This window comes from Pontibacillus sp. ABV4_188 (assembly GCF_056311905.1).
Genome location: NZ_CM149975.1, coordinates 1,907,343 through 1,922,313, shown reverse-complemented (window position 1 = coordinate 1,922,313; position 14,971 = coordinate 1,907,343). Strand labels below are relative to the sequence as shown.

General features: G+C 35.8%; 26 protein-coding genes. 4 read left to right on the top strand and 22 right to left on the bottom strand.

Going from position 1 to position 14,971, the window contains the following annotated elements:
- The 3 genes from ACYX4O_RS09775 to ACYX4O_RS09765 all read right to left on the bottom strand — a co-directional run bounded on the left by ACYX4O_RS09775 (nt 1) and on the right by ACYX4O_RS09765 (nt 2,451).
- The gene (locus ACYX4O_RS09775; protein ID WP_476356744.1) at nt 1–1,686 is read right to left on the bottom strand and encodes a terminase large subunit; all 1,686 of its coding nucleotides are present in this window, start codon (nt 1,684–1,686) and stop codon (nt 1–3) included.
- On the bottom strand, nt 1,683–2,033 hold the full coding sequence (locus tag ACYX4O_RS09770; protein ID WP_476356742.1) for a hypothetical protein: 351 nt from the start codon (nt 2,031–2,033) through the stop codon (nt 1,683–1,685). The genes ACYX4O_RS09775 and ACYX4O_RS09770 overlap by 4 nt, the downstream gene beginning before the upstream one ends.
- A 127-nt stretch (nt 2,034–2,160) precedes the next feature.
- Entirely contained in the window at nt 2,161–2,451 is a 291-nt protein-coding gene (locus ACYX4O_RS09765) for an HNH endonuclease (protein ID WP_476356740.1), read from the bottom strand.
- A gap of 233 nt (nt 2,452–2,684) precedes the next feature.
- On the opposite strand from ACYX4O_RS09765, the gene ACYX4O_RS09760 reads away from it, so the two are divergent.
- Both ACYX4O_RS09760 and ACYX4O_RS09755 read left to right on the top strand, forming a co-directional pair.
- Complete coding sequence (locus ACYX4O_RS09760) at nt 2,685–3,104, top strand: hypothetical protein (RefSeq protein WP_476356738.1); 420 nt, start codon at nt 2,685–2,687, stop codon at nt 3,102–3,104.
- Nucleotides 3,085–3,873, top strand: a complete 789-nt coding sequence (locus ACYX4O_RS09755) for a hypothetical protein (protein ID WP_476356736.1) — start codon at nt 3,085–3,087, stop codon at nt 3,871–3,873. The genes ACYX4O_RS09760 and ACYX4O_RS09755 overlap by 20 nt, the downstream gene beginning before the upstream one ends.
- Nucleotides 3,874–4,274: 401 nt before the next feature.
- Here the strand turns inward: ACYX4O_RS09755 and ACYX4O_RS09750 are convergent, their stop codons facing one another.
- From ACYX4O_RS09750 to ACYX4O_RS09720, 7 genes are all read right to left on the bottom strand, one after another.
- Nucleotides 4,275–5,009 carry a hypothetical protein gene (locus tag ACYX4O_RS09750; RefSeq protein ID WP_476356734.1) on the bottom strand — a complete coding sequence of 245 codons (735 nt, stop codon included), beginning with the start codon at nt 5,007–5,009 and terminating at the stop codon, nt 4,275–4,277.
- A 14-nt stretch (nt 5,010–5,023) separates the two neighbouring features.
- A complete protein-coding gene (locus ACYX4O_RS09745) occupies nt 5,024–5,971 on the bottom strand; it encodes a DUF4747 family protein (protein WP_476356732.1) in 948 nt (315 codons plus the stop codon).
- 66 nt (nt 5,972–6,037) lie between these two features.
- Nucleotides 6,038–6,580, bottom strand: coding sequence for a site-specific integrase (locus tag ACYX4O_RS09740; protein WP_476356731.1), 543 nt, complete (start codon nt 6,578–6,580; stop codon nt 6,038–6,040).
- Nucleotides 6,577–7,029 (bottom strand): ArpU family phage packaging/lysis transcriptional regulator, encoded by a 453-nt coding sequence (locus ACYX4O_RS09735; protein ID WP_476356729.1) that lies wholly within the window; start codon nt 7,027–7,029, stop codon nt 6,577–6,579. The genes ACYX4O_RS09740 and ACYX4O_RS09735 overlap by 4 nt, the downstream gene beginning before the upstream one ends.
- Nucleotides 7,030–7,042: 13 nt before the next feature.
- Entirely contained in the window at nt 7,043–7,231 is a 189-nt protein-coding gene (locus tag ACYX4O_RS09730; protein WP_476356727.1) for a hypothetical protein, read from the bottom strand.
- 98 nt (nt 7,232–7,329) lie between these two features.
- Complete coding sequence (locus ACYX4O_RS09725; RefSeq protein WP_476356725.1) at nt 7,330–8,103, bottom strand: hypothetical protein; 774 nt, start codon at nt 8,101–8,103, stop codon at nt 7,330–7,332.
- Nucleotides 8,104–8,108: 5 nt separating this feature from the next.
- Nucleotides 8,109–8,306 carry an XtrA/YqaO family protein gene (locus tag ACYX4O_RS09720; protein ID WP_476356723.1) on the bottom strand — a complete coding sequence of 66 codons (198 nt, stop codon included), beginning with the start codon at nt 8,304–8,306 and terminating at the stop codon, nt 8,109–8,111.
- A gap of 489 nt (nt 8,307–8,795) precedes the next feature.
- Here ACYX4O_RS09720 and ACYX4O_RS09715 point away from each other — a divergent pair, with 489 nt between their 5' ends.
- A complete protein-coding gene (locus tag ACYX4O_RS09715; protein WP_476356721.1) occupies nt 8,796–9,446 on the top strand; it encodes a hypothetical protein in 651 nt (216 codons plus the stop codon).
- Between the two features lie 31 nt (nt 9,447–9,477).
- Here ACYX4O_RS09715 and ACYX4O_RS09710 read toward each other — a convergent pair whose 3' ends face one another.
- The 12 genes from ACYX4O_RS09710 to ACYX4O_RS09655 all read right to left on the bottom strand — a co-directional run bounded on the left by ACYX4O_RS09710 (nt 9,478) and on the right by ACYX4O_RS09655 (nt 14,143).
- Nucleotides 9,478–9,606 carry a hypothetical protein gene (locus tag ACYX4O_RS09710; protein WP_476356719.1) on the bottom strand — a complete coding sequence of 43 codons (129 nt, stop codon included), beginning with the start codon at nt 9,604–9,606 and terminating at the stop codon, nt 9,478–9,480.
- A 59-nt stretch (nt 9,607–9,665) separates the two neighbouring features.
- Complete coding sequence (locus ACYX4O_RS09705) at nt 9,666–9,902, bottom strand: hypothetical protein (protein ID WP_476356717.1); 237 nt, start codon at nt 9,900–9,902, stop codon at nt 9,666–9,668.
- Nucleotides 9,903–10,085: 183 nt separating this feature from the next.
- Nucleotides 10,086–10,223, bottom strand: a complete 138-nt coding sequence (locus ACYX4O_RS09700; protein WP_476356715.1) for a hypothetical protein — start codon at nt 10,221–10,223, stop codon at nt 10,086–10,088.
- A 22-nt stretch (nt 10,224–10,245) separates the two neighbouring features.
- The gene (locus tag ACYX4O_RS09695) at nt 10,246–10,497 is read right to left on the bottom strand and encodes a helix-turn-helix domain containing protein (protein WP_476356713.1); all 252 of its coding nucleotides are present in this window, start codon (nt 10,495–10,497) and stop codon (nt 10,246–10,248) included.
- A complete protein-coding gene (locus ACYX4O_RS09690) occupies nt 10,494–10,673 on the bottom strand; it encodes a hypothetical protein (protein WP_476356711.1) in 180 nt (59 codons plus the stop codon). The genes ACYX4O_RS09695 and ACYX4O_RS09690 overlap by 4 nt, the downstream gene beginning before the upstream one ends.
- Before the next feature lie 16 nt (nt 10,674–10,689).
- Nucleotides 10,690–10,827 (bottom strand): hypothetical protein, encoded by a 138-nt coding sequence (locus tag ACYX4O_RS09685; RefSeq protein ID WP_476356709.1) that lies wholly within the window; start codon nt 10,825–10,827, stop codon nt 10,690–10,692.
- 15 nt (nt 10,828–10,842) lie between these two features.
- Nucleotides 10,843–11,688: a P-loop NTPase family protein gene (locus tag ACYX4O_RS09680; protein WP_476356707.1), complete on the bottom strand. Its 846-nt coding sequence runs from the start codon at nt 11,686–11,688 to the stop codon at nt 10,843–10,845.
- Between the two features lie 12 nt (nt 11,689–11,700).
- Complete coding sequence (locus ACYX4O_RS09675) at nt 11,701–12,549, bottom strand: DnaD domain-containing protein (RefSeq protein ID WP_476356706.1); 849 nt, start codon at nt 12,547–12,549, stop codon at nt 11,701–11,703.
- Between the two features lie 186 nt (nt 12,550–12,735).
- The gene (locus tag ACYX4O_RS09670) at nt 12,736–12,993 is read right to left on the bottom strand and encodes an AbrB/MazE/SpoVT family DNA-binding domain-containing protein (RefSeq protein ID WP_476357077.1); all 258 of its coding nucleotides are present in this window, start codon (nt 12,991–12,993) and stop codon (nt 12,736–12,738) included.
- Nucleotides 12,994–13,006: 13 nt separating this feature from the next.
- Nucleotides 13,007–13,462, bottom strand: a complete 456-nt coding sequence (locus ACYX4O_RS09665; RefSeq protein ID WP_476356704.1) for a hypothetical protein — start codon at nt 13,460–13,462, stop codon at nt 13,007–13,009.
- A gap of 160 nt (nt 13,463–13,622) precedes the next feature.
- Entirely contained in the window at nt 13,623–13,898 is a 276-nt protein-coding gene (locus ACYX4O_RS09660) for a group-specific protein (protein WP_476356702.1), read from the bottom strand.
- Between the two features lie 32 nt (nt 13,899–13,930).
- A complete protein-coding gene (locus tag ACYX4O_RS09655) occupies nt 13,931–14,143 on the bottom strand; it encodes a helix-turn-helix domain-containing protein (RefSeq protein WP_476356700.1) in 213 nt (70 codons plus the stop codon).
- 163 nt (nt 14,144–14,306) lie between these two features.
- On the opposite strand from ACYX4O_RS09655, the gene ACYX4O_RS09650 reads away from it, so the two are divergent.
- Nucleotides 14,307–14,942, top strand: coding sequence for a LexA family protein (locus ACYX4O_RS09650; protein WP_476356698.1), 636 nt, complete (start codon nt 14,307–14,309; stop codon nt 14,940–14,942).
- Nucleotides 14,943–14,971 lie beyond the last annotated feature (29 nt).

Below are 14,971 nucleotides of genomic sequence, written 5' to 3'. Positions count from 1 at the left end.
TCATATCATGTTCTGGTAATCATTCATCTTGTCCTGAAGCACTACATAAGAATTTAAAAGCGCAGCTGTACCATCTATTCGTTTTCTTTGTTGCTTCCCTTTAGCTGGTTGATAGTTGTCATTCTTATCGACCTCAACTGATGTATTAGATAAACACCATTTTGTAATCTGGTTATTGTTGTAGTTAACTTTATTTCTTTCAAGATCCGCCCCTAGTGACTTCATAGGACCAGATAATGTTTTTTTACCTTGAATGACTGGGACCATAGCCTCTTTACCAAAGTATCCTTTCATTTCTTCCACCCAGTAATTCGCAGACCAACTATCGTAACCAATCCAAGGTAGGTAAAGGCCATATTCGTCTCTCAGCTCCAAGAACCACTTCGTCACAAATTTATGATGAACCTTGTTTCCTGGCGTGGTCCTTAGTAAATCTTGTTCCAGCCATTGATCGTAAGGAATGTTATCCTCTTGCGTTCTTTGCTCTAGTAAATCCTCAGGCAACCAATACATGGCTGTGGTATAAATGGTGGGATCATCCGGTAACATGAAAGTGGCACAAGCAGCTGTTAAGTCAGTGGTGCTCGATAAGTCTGCACCGCCTATGCCATAGTTAGGCTTCAATTCTTCTATATCGAAAACATCTTTATTGTCTAACTGCTCAAAAGTTAGCCAGGCTTCGCTGGATGTTTCTCGAATATTAAAATCCTTTGTCAGTAAGTTCTTTACCAACAAAGGATTCATTTTCGCTTTGTTTACTTTTCGTTCAAGCTCACCCTTATTTTTTATAGTTCCTAAGCCAGGGTTAGCTTTCTTCCACATCTTTGGATCGGTCCATTCTTCACGTCGATCCAGTTCATATACGATAGGGAGCACATGTTCATCATGGTATCCATCTGGATCATCATATCCATTAATGATCTTTTCAATCTCATCGTACTTGATATCAAAGATCCCTTCTCTAACCGTACCTGCAGTAGTTGTAATAATGGAGAGAGGTTGTAGACGAGCACTCATTCCATCGACGATAACATCGTAAAGATTTTTATCTTCAATAGCATGGAGCTCATCGATGAGTGAGCAATGAAGATTCAATCCATCTAACGTATTTGAATCGCTTGATAACGGCCTAAATGAACCGTCGTTAAAATCCGATAGAAGTTCAGAAACTAAAGATCTGATTCTTTTTCTAAGTACAGGAGACTTTTTAACCATGCGCTTCGACTCTAACCATATGATCTTCGACTGGTCCTTTTTCGTAGCAGCGCTTACGATTTCGGGGCCACCTTCACCATCAGCAGTCATCATATACAACGCAACCGCTGATCCCCAAGCTGATTTTCCGTTTTTACGAGCAACAATAAAAATTAATTCGCGATACCTCCTAGTCTCTTCGGTTTTGTGTATAAAACCGAAGAGTGCAGCTTGCATCGCTTTTTGCCATAATTCAAGTTCGAAAGCTTGTCCCGCTTTTTCACCTTTAGAGTGCTTGCAAAAGTTCTCTACAAACTCAATCGAGTGATTGGCACGCGCAGGACTGTACTCATATATTGAAGACTGATCATGGATGTCGGCAACGAGTTTTTTATAAACCCTGCGCACTTTGTCACTTACAACTTCTTCGCCTGACTGGATCTTATTCCAGTATTCGATTATAGGATTGTAGGTTAAAGGATAATTGATCATCGTTTCATCACGAACGACTCAAAACCATCATCATCTGCCTTCGGTTGATCTTTAGGAAGCAAGCTGAAAATTTCTTTGTTCACTGTAGCGTATCTTTGGACCATCGTATTGTATGTTTTCACCGAAGGGCTTTCCCTCATAATTGAGTAGTCGCCCTGGGGCATTTCATCAATGGCCCCATTTTGGTTAATGTCTTCCTTAAGCTCTTGCAGTGTAACCCGCATAAAAGCTGATTCATGAAGCAAACCCTCAGCCGTAGAAAGACGATTCTTATCGATATCAAACTTTTTCAAAATACGCCGTAGTCGATTGAATTCTTTTTTGATTTCCTTCTCTTTTTCAGTCATTTCATTGGCCGAAATAAAATCACCTTCTTTCAGGGGAGGGGGTTATGTGAAAATGACCTGTGTATTACACGAATCTCCCCCCATCGGTACCCATAATAGCTGATGTTTAAATAAAAAAAGGGGGGGACTAGCGTTTAATTAATTTCCCTTGTTCATCAAACATTACATCATCTCGAACAGAACTACTTGTACTATGGTGTTCTTTGTTATGACAAACCTGACATAATAGCTCCAGTAGACTATGGTTTAAAGTAACCATTGGATTATTAATGTTTTCCGGTTTAAGCCACACTTTATGGTGAACTATCTTCCCCGGATTGCCACACCTTTCACATAATCCATGTTGAGAATTAAAATATGCATCCCGACAACTGCGCCAAGATATAGAATTATAAAATTTCTTTGCAAATTGCTTCATAGACTCACCTTTTTATTACTTCATATTACTACTATAAAGCATTTTTAATGATGCGCTCTGCTATATTTCTGCCAATTTTCTGCCAACAATCAAATGAATACCTTCATCTACAAAAATACCAAAGTGGACAAAAATTAACATTTATTTTACTATATTAGAAGGATTTTCATACAAAAGTTCCGAATTTATTAACTACATATCGTAAGTTCTAATTAGAAAGAGTGTTTAAAAATATGCAAACATCATTCGTTTTTCCTAAGTATTTTTTAACGTGTTTAAATGTAGAAAAAGGAATAAATAACACATTCAATTTCGAAGGAGTATTTGAAAAACTAGATTTTGAAAAAGACCAAGATGAAATAGAGTTCTCTATTATAATGGGTCTAGAATACACTCTTTTGGAAAATGAAGATAGAACTATAAGAATAGAAGTGATCGGACCTACAAAAGAGGCAGAAAACTTTGAAGACTCCATTACCTTAGAACCGTGCAAAAGGAAGCATAGAAGGTTTGTATTTCAGTCACTAAGAGTAACTGAATTTAAAACTAATGTAGAAGGAATGTACCAATTACGACTTTACCATGGGGAAAAAATCATATCAAAACACGAATTTTTCTTAAGGAGGAGAAAAAATGGCTCAAATGACAATTGATAACCACGGATTTACTCTAAATAAAAAAAGAGACAAAACTCCTCCTCCACAGCTAGATGAGTATCGAGAAGTCCTTTTACGCCTTGAAGAATCTGAGTATGAGCTACAATTAATTCAGTCGGAGTTAAACAGGTTAAATAAAGAGACTGAAGACCTTATTTTTAAAAAAGTTATTTACTCACATAGATACACAATTGAAGGTTCTCAAACATATAAGTATAGAAAGTCGGGTATTGGTCATATAATGGATATATTCAAATTTCCCAAAAGGGTGATGACTATGACCTTCACTTTGCCTACACCTTTTATTGCTTTTAAAAATGAGCTAAGTGCGACTTTTAATGAAGGATTATTACTAAAAATCCCTATGGCTTTATTATTTACATTTAGCCTTAACTTTGGTGGTTTTTCAGTAGAACAACTAACAAATGGATTTATCTTTTTATTAATCCTTGCCATTTGCGATGGAGCTTTAGGCATTTTTCCGAACGCAGTTAAGGATGAATCCAAGCTGGAGGATCATAAAGTCACAGCCAAGACGTGGATATTTGCTGGAAACTTAATCGCTATAACTGCTGGTACAGCTGCCCATTCTTTTTTTAGTACATTAATAAATGATCCAAATATACTTCAAAACCAATTAGTTAATTGTCACTATTATGTGATTGGATTCATTGGATCAACGTACGTCTACAGAATAACAAAGTATGTAGCTTCCATGAATAATACCAAAATACCCAACTTCATAACTAATTTATTCAAAAAATAAAAGCAAATGGTTTTACCATTTGCTTTTTTATTTGAATGCTCTCCACTATCCTCTACTAGAAAAAGTCAAAGAATCACCCTGACTATCAATGCTTCCTTAGATCTCAATCTATAGCTCTCTTAGTAATCTATATCCCTTTTCAAGTATTTCACTCCTCATTAAATGCTTTTAAATTACCCACATCTTATAGTTTGATTCATTCAACCCAAGGCTGAAAGCCTTGATATCACTCTTATTGACTCACTTCCGAATATGAATTACCCCGGTCTATTACTGTGAGTAATTCTATCTTGCTCTGGTTTTATTTCGACATCACCCATTATTATCCTTCGAATTTCAGCAAATAAAAAAACACCTTACTTAAGGTGTTTTTTTACTTTACGCGAATGTAATAATCAATATTACCTGTAGTATTGCTCCAGATATCTCTTTATCGCTTCTTTATCGTTTACATTACTAACCTCTACCATCTCATCTAAAGACTTCAGGAAATCTTCTTTCTTAATATCGGTCCCTTTTAACAAGGTATTTAAAATGTAATCGATTCTCACTTCATTTACTACATGATAAATAGTTTTTTCATGCTCATTAATACCTTCATATATAGTTGATATATAAAACATTCTAACTATATTACTTATCAAACTGATGGAATAAAAAATTATAAAAAACAAAAAGTATGTTACTATCCCATAAGAAAAGTATAATAAATATTCACTAAATAACGAGAACGTTGAGTATAAGCTGAAATGTATTATTAAAAACAAGAAAATTCCCACACCTACATTAAAAGCTAAAAACTCAAAGCTTACCACTAAATTTTGCACATTTGCTTTACTTGCTCGTTCAATGGACTTTACCACATCTTTATTAAATACACTAAACACTATTGTGACTCCAGCAATAATTATTCCAATTACCCCTATAAGGGCTTGAACTATATACAATGTTACATTCCTAAGCATTGGAACGTAAGTGTTAAAATTCTCATGAAAATCAGCTGTAACAGCAAGTACGACAAAAATTAAGGCGAATACAAATGATACCTTACATTCAAATTGCCGAGCGTTTACATAGTCCTTCCATTTGCGGTTCTCTTTAAACCTATCAAACATTCTTTTCCCCATTTGTTTCATAACACGATCTCCTCCTACAAGACGGATCGTAACATCTCGCTAACCTTCTTTTTACAGAATAAAGCAAACTCTTTTGGGTTGCTAGGTAAATCCTCAACCCTCTCTCTAACAAGTTCGTTTTGCTTAGTCGAATAACTTCTTCCAGCTTTATTTCTAGCCCCTACATAAACATAACCATTTTTAGTTGCTTTTTCTGCCGAGAGTTTTGAGTGTATCTTATCGATCTGATTAATTTCTTTGTTAATTAACTTAGCATCTACATTCAATCCTTCTGGTGCATCTGATGTAAATAATACACTTCTTTGTGTAATGTTTCCCTGTTTGATACTTTCCAAATATTCTTCCCCATCATCCTGGATGTTATCCAATAAATCATCGTTTGGGTTTGGAGGGTCGATCTCTATTCTGAGTTCTTGCAATTGTCCAATAGCTTTTAACTGTTCCTTGATTAATTCAACGCTTAACCCTTTTCTTACCAATCTCACTTTAAATAAAAATTTTTCTTCTTCATTCTCCATGCTCTTATTCAACAATTCTTGGAACGCATCAGTAAAGTCCGCATACCCAAACCTATCCCGAGTATGGAATACCACTATTTCCTTTTTTATATCATAGAAGAAATCAATTACTTCGCTACTCTCAATCGGAACTTTAGTCTGTTGTTCTGTCTTCTCATCATACTTTGAAGCAAAGATCAAACTATCTTTTACGATTTTCCCTTTAATTGTATTGTTTAATTCATCACCAAAGTTCTTTTCTATAGCATGAAACTTATATTTTCTCTCAGTGAAACGTTCTTCTCCCTCTTTATCTGGTAAGAATTGTTTCCTAGAAACTGTGATGTTATCTTTTATGTTATTTGAAATTTTGTTGGTGATTTCACCCATCAATCCTTTATCACCATATACTTTTAAGATATGTGAACTAACATTCACCTTAGAATAATACAATGTTACAGTCATCTTAATACCTCCAATAAATTTCTACAACTCGTATTATTCTACACAATTTCCCATATTCCTCCACGTTTAGATTTTAAATTTTGACATTGCTTTATCTAATGTATCCTGGTTAATACCTATATAGATTAACGTGATCTTCTCGCTGGAATGATTAAAGAGCTCCTGTAGCATAGCAGTGTTTTTTGTCTGCAAGTAGAAGTGATAACCGAATGTCTTTCGAAGCGTATGCGTGCCGATTTCTTGGAGTCTGAAATGATCTGCTGCTTTCCTTAATATCTTGTATGCCATGCTCCGTCCAATAGGCTGATTAACCCCTTTTCTGCTCTTAAACAAATAATCATCTGGTTGCTTATCCTCCACATACCATTTGACCTCCCGTCGAAGCTGAGGTGTGATCCTGATCTTCTTTCGCTTGCGTGTCTTCTGTTCTCGTAGGTTAATATGCATGCCCGTAACGTCTTTTACCTGCAGGTGAAGAATGTCCGAAATACGAAGCCCTGTGTTGATCCCCATGACAAACAGCATGTAGTTCCGTTCGTTATCAACTAGGAAGTAGTCTTTAATCTTCTGGATCATCAATGGATCCCGTATCGGTTGCACTAAATTCATGATTCTACCTCCTCATACATAGCTATTTTTAATATGAAGGCCAGCTTGTAGAACGCATCACCTTTTATGCGGTAGTACGTTCGCTCACTATACCCCAGCTCGTTGTAGGTCTCGTAATCAAACACATCATCATCTTCCATGTAGCGCTTCGTAATGATGGCATGTTCCTTGCGATTCAAGCGCTTCAATGCCAGGTCAATACGTTTCATGTATTGAGCCCTGTATCGTTCATCGTCCACTTTTCGAATAGCAGCTTCTTCAGTCTTAGAGCTATTCTGTCCATTTGGGCTGGACGCAACCTCTTTGAATGAGGACGTGATCTTGGTAGAAGCATCTAATGGTTCCATGAGCTTGAACATACGATACTTTTCAAGAGCAGCTTCCACACGCTCTTTTGTTTCTTGACGATTGATTTTAGGTAACTCGAAACTCAATTGATTATTAACCATTAGAATCACACCCCTAGTTTTGTTTATAAGCTCCGCCACGACCTTTTTTGTACGTTGATCGATATATTCCCACAAGCTCCTCAATATCATCATGAGAGAAGTTCTCTGCCTTTTTCTTACGCTTTCTCTTCTTTGGTGTTGGCGTCTTAATGCCATGCTTCTTTTTGTACTTCTTCAGTTGATCCCTTAGTTGATCTGACATTCCCATACTCCCTTTCTAAGCAAATAAAAAAGGACACCAATCAAGCAATTGCATTTAGCAATTTACTTAATCAGTGTCCTCCAGTGGGCCGGTAGAACCTATTCTTTTATTGTTTTTAATAGAGAATTCCTATGTTCATTTGTTAAAGTAGATAACTCTCTCAACCTTGTATTGATTTCACTCCGAATAATAAAGCTTAACTCATATATGTTGTAGTACCCCCTTTCCTCGAAGGTGGGTTCATCTAATTCTCTATACAAATCATTAGAACTCTCTATAATTGACTTTGTATTTTGTTTATCAAGCATTTTTAAATTCAGTAATGAAGCGCCCAGATTAACATCTGCGATTTTATGCTCATTTTTAGAGGCGTTTAATAAAACTTTAATTAGAAAATTAACCTCTTTAAAAAGTTCCTCACAGTTATAATAGAATTCCATATCTTCATTTAATGCATTATCCATTAAATCATTGTAAAAGCTAAGGAACTTATTAATATATTTTGCTGAAGCTTCATTAATATTGTAACTTTGTAGATCTATTCCTTCATTAAAGGATACAAGTGTAAAATCATTATTAATTGCATTAATTTTATTAATAGAGTGCAATTTTCTTGTTGCTTCCTTCTTTAATTCATTCTTACTTTGATGATTTAAACTAATAAAAACTGCGTATAATGCACTATTTATACCGATTATTGCACCGATAATAACACCTACATAGGACAGTATCTTATATAAAAGTGACATAACATTTTCATTTACACCCCAGTAGTAACAAACCACTACTATTACTGGTAAAAAAAGCGCTAAGATGATTAATAAAATCAAAAGCTTTTTAATCTTATTTAGCATTCCATCATAATTTGTCATTTGAGTTAAAAATCTTCCCCCTCATCAAACTTCAAGCGTTTCACCTTCCCTTGATGAGTTATGACTTTTGTCTCACCATATGGAGGTAATTCGGCAATTTTTGCCTTCCCTCCACAATATACTACACAAAACGGCTGATCTCCTTCTACATCAAAGTTAATTTTGTTATCATTTATATTTACTTCTACCTCACGTAAACGCACAGGCAAGACCCCCAATATGTTATAATAGTTACACCACATAAGCTATTAAGAGTCAGGGCCTTCCCTGGCTTTTTTAATATTCCATTTCTACGTGCTCTACATAAGATCCACAACATAATATTACTTCAATTCTTACTGACCACCATTGCTTTCCACAAGAACTGCAGTAAAAGTTGAACATTGGTACCCCCCTCAATTATTCTCAACTATCATTTTGTTTCATTCTGTCCCGTTAAACTCTTACTTCTTCGCCTCAGCTATAATATCTTTTGTGAAATTTAATGTTTCCGTTACTTATTAATCATGTTTGTAAACCTAGTGCACCTTTTCATCTAACTTCATTAATGAACCCATTTAATGAACACATCAATCTGAAACTAATTAAACTGAATCGCCAAATGGATTTTATATCCAAAAAGACAAATTCCCTGTAAATAATTTATATATTTGGTCGATATATAAATTATTAAGAAAAAAGGTGGGCTAAGAATGATCTTGAAACAAATATCAGATTTACTTGGGGTTCGAGAAATACCAAGTAACTTTAAGAGCTTTTCAATTATGAATAACAACCCTTCACTTAAAAGTTGGAAAAGGAATGACGAGGGACACTACACAATTAATACCGAGCGTATGGGAGAAAGGCTTGCTGATGAACAAGTCTTTCAAATTGAAACATTAATCAGGGATACTCCTGGTGAAACTGTTCAAGATGATAATCTTTCATTTGTAAAAAAGATAATAAACGAAGATCTCATAATTTCAATCCTTAATAGCGAAGGAACTCCATCAATTCAAGTTAATAATAGCGATTTAAACATTTTGCCATGGAGTAACATTAAAGATTCAGTCCAAAATAATTTACCTTTTACACTTACTGAGAATGAGTATCTCTACTCCAAAGACCTTCACTCTGTTGAAAGTTTCGAAGCTTTCTTAAACCAAGAAGAATTGAAAGACTTATCCAATTACTTTTACACTATTTCAAAAGGCTACACATACTCTACTCGAAAGATCGTTCACTATGCTGGCACAAATAAAGTGATGAATACAGATTCCATTACATTGTTTAATGAATCTATTATCATAGTTTCTTATGATCAGGGTGGACCTATGATAATAGATTACATAACTGCTTAGAAAGTCTTGCCTTGGGATACCAAGGCTTTTTTTATACCTTCCCTGTTTCTTCGTTAAGCCATAACACCGGCGTATCTGATTCGTCGACAACTACCAACCTTTTTGGAAATACCTCATGTTTTTTAAATGTTAAGTTAAAAGCGTCATGTTTCGTTTCCATGTAAACACCCATTTTTATTACTCTCACTTCGAATTACACACAATGCTTACTTTGTTTCTTCAAGCTCTCCTGATCTGAGCATTTGCTAACTTGTCAGAGAACTCTTCCAGCGTATAAGCCTTTCCGTAATGACTCTTCTTTTCTGTGCAAATGATGAGCTCTTTAGATTGAGTGGAAGACCAGGTACGCTTGAAGCACAGTACCTTGATCTTCACATCGTCCTCAATCAGAAACTCATCGCCTTTATTGGGCCACCCATGTTCAGCGATCTCACCGAAAATATTCAGTTGTTCCATCAGATCACCTTCCAGCCTTTACGCTTCCCCATTAGTTCTTGCCTTTCCCTTTGTTACCAGGCCACTCATATCTTACTTTTCTCCTATTCTGCCCATCGTTAATATTGCACTTAGCACCTATCCGCTTCTTTTCTAGCTCCTCAGAGCTTAAAGTGTACGTAGTCACAGCTCGCCTATTTTGCTTCATGACTTCACCCCGCTATTAGCAAACCGGTACTTCTTACTAATGTGCAGGACTTCTAATTCATGGAGAGACAGCTCTTTAATAGGTGTACCATCAGCTGAAGTTTCTACATCCATATCAAGGAGTACATCGATCAAATACTGTCTCCGACGTGAAGCATTAACCGCTTTTCTTAACAAGTTTTCCTCCCCATTCATTACCTAAATAACCTCCATGTCTTCCGGAAACAAGTTCTTCCGTTGTTTGATCTAGCATCAAGGCCAATACATCTTTCTGCGACCGTCTTAACATCTTAGCTATTTCTTTAAAGCTATAGCCCTGGCCCCAATATTCTTGGAATCTCTTCACCTCAGATTCCCACCAATCCAAATTACACTTATCAAGAGCGATATAAAGGCGATCTTTACTCATGCCGACCTCCCCTTTTTACTTCTAGCTTCTGCCTCATCCAGGCGTCTGTAGAGTTCAGCAAACTCTTTATCGTGCTCTTCTTGAGATTGTGAACCGCACTGTGGACACGGTTGATATAAAAAACCATAATCAACTGGTGTACGGACTGAATATTCTCCACCGCAAATGCTACACATGTTCTCCCCGCCTTTCTTATTGTGCGTATAACTCTCTCATCTTGTGATCCAGCTGATCATTAGAGAGCTTTTCGTAATATTCACGACCGTATCCTGTAACAAGTGTTAGTTGTTCTATAATGGATACACGATCCGCTTCCGTTTGAATCGTCAATAACAGTACCTCCCATCATTTCAAACCTATAATCCGATGATCTGGACCGACTACATGATGGTGCTTTGCTTCGAACATCATTCTGGAGAGGATGCGTTTGCCTTGAACCTCTCCGTATTTTGATTTCACAGACTTACTATCATAGTTGAGGTTGTATAAGTTGCGGCCCCCTTGTCTGTGATCGAGAATTTGATAGTGAATGTCACCGCTCCAAGATTCAAAACCGTTAGGATCAGACTTAGATCGTTCTCCACCTATCTCATCGAGTATTAATACATCTACTTTTGTAATGGCATCTAAAATTTTAGCTTCTGTTAAACCATCTTTACGTCCACTACCAAAGGTGCTTTGGATAGTTTTCATTAACTCAGGTATCTTGAGAAACAATACCGTTATAGGTACAGTCCATTTCTTACCGTTTTCTTCATACTCAATCGTTTTTTGCTTCATTTCTCTAGCAGCACACCTGAACAGATGAGACTTACCTGTCCCTGGAGCACCTTGAAAAACCAAAGACTTGTGTTCTCCTTTAATGAATTGATGTACTAGTTTCATAGCTTCTTCCTGTTCAGGTTTCTTAGGAATGTAATCTTCGAAATTTACCTCCTGAAGCTCTGGTGGAATGTATTCTATTCGCTCCAAAACGCTAACCAGCTCACGTCTTTTGGGAGGAATGTATTTACTGCTCTTTTCTTCTGCTAATTTCTTAGTGTCGCAAGCTAGGCAAACACTTATTTCCTCGCCATCCCTTAAATAGATGGGAACCGACGAACAACAGTTTTCACAAGTTCGGTCTCCAATATGTTGGATCCCGGTGTTTTGGAGTATTGGAGAGTCTTTTGGGCTTATAAAACCGTTCATCAGCAATCCTCCTTAAAATAACTTGTCATATTCATCTTCAGCCATATCGTTAGGTGGTTGACTTCCCTTATGTTGCTTACGGTAACGTTCTTGAGCAGCCTCAGCTTGCTCTATGGTTTTTACGTTTGTGTTAAACCATTTATTCAAGATCCCCTTGGTGTAATCCCATTGCTTCTGCTTTTCTAAAGCGATTTTTAATGCCATGATTACTAGTTCGTCTGAAGAATCTTCACAATAGCTGGTTATTTGTTCAGAGATAAATGGACTTAATGGGCCAATATTGTTTTGGTAAAATGTGTGAGCATTCCTACTACCAGCTAAACACTTCTGTTCTTGATCTTCTTGTTCTTGTTCTCCTTCTTCTTGTTCTTCTTGTTCTTGTTCTTCTTGTTCTTGTTCTTCTTCTTGTCCCCCTCTCGTACCACGGGTCGTAGACGGGTCGTCAAAAAAGGCTTTAAATAAGCAATTAACCTTTTCGTTTTCTATATTCTTAGCAATTTCTTTTAACATTGTTGTGTCTTTAACTTCACCGAGCTCTTTTTTCATTAAATCCATTACTGGTTTTCCAGATTTATTTAAGTTGTACTTCCCCCAATTCAATAAAGCTACCTCTCTTGTTTCTTCGTTGTAGTGAATAACACTGTGTTTTTCTATAAAACGTTCCATTAAAGCTCTAATAGACTCTATTGAATAGCCAAGGTCAAAGGCCATCTTCTTCTTAGTAATTTGGTAGACTCCAATTTGCGTAGTATTAGGGTTTGTCAGTAAATATAGATAAAAGTATTTATCTTCAGGAGTCATATCCTCAGTTACTTTAGGATCTTCCCAAAACGTAGTGTGCACTTGCCTAAATTTCGCCATCCTATAACACCTCTTACCTTAGTTTCTCATTAAAACCACATCCCCTGGATAACGTTTCTTGTCTTAAAAGAAATATGTCTATCCTAAGGGATGAGGTAACAATAGCTCATTTACACTTACATAGGCATTTTGATATTATTAGTACAATTGAGACAAAATAAGCTGCTACTTAATTTTGTTTACTCGTTAACGATTCACATAGTTAACGAGTTCTTCAATTATCTCTAGCTCTTGATTATCTGCACCTTTTTTTAGGTAGCGCAGATTTTCTAGAGCTTTATTTCGTTCTTCACTTGGATGATACTTTTTCAAAACCACTTTGTCGTTGTCCAAATAGATTTCAATAGGATCCTTCACGTTAACACCTAAACTTCTACGAAGTTCAATCGGTAGCACAATTCGCCCCAAGTTATCTACTTTTCTTACAATCCCTGTTGCTTTCAACATCTATCCCTCCTTACATGTCACGTGCAAATGATACATCTCGATAAAGTTTAATTACTTCTGGATATTTCTTTTCAAATACATCGTTTTGAAAAACTGGAATCCTAAAGGCTTGCTCTAAATCGTTCATGAGATTTGTTAAACGAGCTTCCTTAGTAGAGTTATCTTTAGAATCTTTTATTTGATTAAAACGTCGTGCAAAAATCTGTAAAGTATTTGTTTTTTCTGTCTTCATTGACTCCTCTAATGCATATTCATTAGCACGATTAAGACCTTCCAAAATTTCAAAAGACGTAATCCCCTCATCACTATTCATAGATTGTTCAACAATCTCATCAAGAAACTGGAAAAAAGCAGTATTCCTAAGATTTTCTACTTCAACAATATCGATGTTTTGGCTAAATGAAATAAAATCATTAAATGTTTTAACATTTTGTAGAATAGGATTCTGATTTTCTTCATCTGTCAAAGCGACTACCTCCTAAATAATTTTTTATAGCTTTAATTTCATTACTGATTAACTCATAAGTAAACCTATATAAAAAAACGCCATACTACTGAGAAATAAAAGAACATCACCTGCTTTACTCATTTGATCCTCCTTATTACCCCAATTAATATTAAACACGTTATGAGCTCCAATTCTTTTGTTCTTCAAGCCATTGAAGCAAGAACTGCTTCATTTTATCTGCAGGAAAGTAGTATTTTCCTCCCAACTTGACTTTAGGGCACCTTTCATCAAAGAAGAAATATTCTTTGATAGTGTTCCAGCTCATGCAAGTTCTTCGTTTAAGTTCTGCAGTATCCCAATAAACTAACTCCGTATCGATGTTGTTTACTACTTCATTAATTTTTTCCTTAAGTAATTCTTTAGCTTGATACTGGTCGATTTCAATATTAAGCAAATTATTCACCTCTTATTAGAATTAAATTCTACTCACCTTCCAAAAAAAATATAGTCAATTGGAAACGAATATATCTCTTGAATTTTTTTCTGCCATATTGGTGTGACAGTACCAGGGTTACGCTCCCATTTTACAAGTGTGCTATGTGAAATGCCTAAAAGTCTAGAAGCATCCACTAGTTTGAGGCCTGCATTAACCCTTGCTGCTTTTAAAGTTATTTGAGGCATTTCTTTAGTATCCGCCATCCATTGACCTCCTTTCTGTAATTTTATGTTACTAGAATTAAATTCTATTGTAAAGAGAAACAAGAAATTAATTCTATTTTAGTTTATAAAAATGTTGATTTACTAGAATAAAATGCTACAATTATAGTGCATAATTAAATTAAGACGAAGGGAGGGAATGTTTTTGACTGAAAAGAGCATGAGAGAAATTATTTCTGATAACTTAGTAAAGCTTCTTAACGATTATGACATTAATCAATCAAAACTGAGTAAAATAGCAGGTGTGTCTGAATCAACTGTAGGTAAGTGGATCTTAAAAAAATCATCGCCTAGAATGGGAGCTATTCAAAGAATCGCTGATCATTTTGATCTTCCAAAAAGCTATATTTTAGAAGAAAGTGTTAAACCTTCTAATATATACAAACTGACTAGTGACTCTTATTCCGTTCCAATCTTAGGGAATATAGCTTGTGGAGACCCAATACTTGCGGAGGAAAATATCGAGGGATACTTTACTGTACCTGCGGATCAGATGCCTAAAGGCAATGTTTTTGGACTTATAGCTAAAGGAAAGTCTATGGAACCTACGATCCCTGAAGGTTCAAAGGTTTTATTTAGACAACAAGAAGATGTAGAAACTGGAGAAATTGCTGCAGTTTTAGTAAACGGAGATACAGAAGCTACTTTAAAAAGGGTTAGAAAGCAAGGAGAGCGCATTTTATTAATGCCCGACAATAGTGAGTTTGACCCTATTGTAGTCGATGAAACTTATCCAGTTCGTATCATAGGTAAAGCAATTCAATATACACAGAGTCTATAGAGTTGGCTATAAATAAAATCTTGATGAAA